This window comes from Streptomyces sp. NRRL WC-3549 (assembly GCF_000721935.1).
Taxonomy (GTDB): domain Bacteria; phylum Actinomycetota; class Actinomycetes; order Streptomycetales; family Streptomycetaceae; genus Streptomyces.
On record NZ_KL585394.1, the window covers coordinates 75,399 to 76,654 of the forward strand.

1 protein-coding gene is annotated in these 1,256 nt (G+C 73.4%); it reads right to left on the reverse strand.

Annotated elements, in window-relative coordinates; all coding sequences use genetic code 11:
• The coding region (locus IH13_RS0110985; protein WP_031083331.1) for a DEAD/DEAH box helicase at positions 1-1,256 on the reverse strand (1,256 nt) is incomplete at both ends.

The window sequence follows — 1,256 nt, forward strand, 5'->3', positions numbered from 1 at the left end:
CGAGCTGCTGCCGTCGCGCCGGCGGTACGCTCCCCGAGATCGGCCCGAGCACCTGGCCCCCGGACGCCGTGAGCGCGTCCCGCACCACGGCGAGGACGTCCCGGAAGGCGGAGAACACCACCACCTTCAGCCCGTTGGCGTCGGCCTCGGCGACGATCTCCCGCAGTCGGTGCAGCTTGGCCGACTTCTCCGGGCGCGCGTACGCGGCCCGGCGCATCGCCATGAAGTTGCCGGCCAGCACGGCCTCCCGGTAGGCCTCCTCGTCGGACGCGCTCAACTCCTCCCAGACGTCCGTACGCTGGAGCGCGGGCAGCTCGGTCAGCACGTCCTTCTGGTTGCGGCGCAGGTAGACCGGTGCGACCGCCTTCCGGAAGGCGACGGACCCGGCCACCGAGTCGTGGTCACCGATGGCCTCCGCGAGTGCGGGCCGCAGGACGGCCACCAGGCTGCGGAACTCCGAGACCCGGTTCTCCATGGGGGTGCCGGTGAGGAAGGCGACCCGTTCGCAGCGTTCGGCCCATGCGGCGACGGTCATGGAGCGCCGGGCCGCCGGGTTCTTGACGTAGTGCGCCTCGTCGACGACCAGCAGGCCCAGTTCACCGGGCTCGGGCACGGAAAAGCCCCGGAGCGCGTCGAAGGTGGTGACCCCCACGCCGCCGCGCTCCTTCCAGTCGGCGAACGCCTCCTGCCGGTCGGGCCCGTGGAGGGCGGTGACCCGGAGCCTGCTGCGGTTCTCGACCTCCCGCGTCCAGTTGATCAGGACACCGGCCGGACAGACGATGAGGAAACGGCTCTCCCCCTCGGCCGCGAGGTGTGCCAGCACGGCGATGGCCTGGATGGTCTTGCCGAGCCCCATCTCGTCCCCGAGGATCACCCGCCGCTGCGCCAGGACGAACCGCGCCCCGAACGCCTGGTACCCGCGCAGCGAGACCCGGCGGTGGGTGTCGTCGAGCGTCTGGTCCCTGACCCGCCCGGCCACCTCGTCGGGCAGGAAGCCCTCGGCCGCGGCCGTGTCGGGACGACGGCCGGACACCTCGGCGAGCAGGCTGTAGTACTCGGCGGACCGCAGCTCGAAGTCGACCAGGGCCGCCACGTCGCCGGCGGGCGCGCGCAACAGGTCGACGGAGGCCTGGGCGAACAGCTCCGGGGTGCCGTCCTGCTCGGCGCGCGCGGTCAGTTCGCGTATCTCGGCGACGGCCGCCACCGCCCGCCCGCGCCTCTCCTTCCCGGCGACGAGGAGGCGCAGCCGCCCGGCG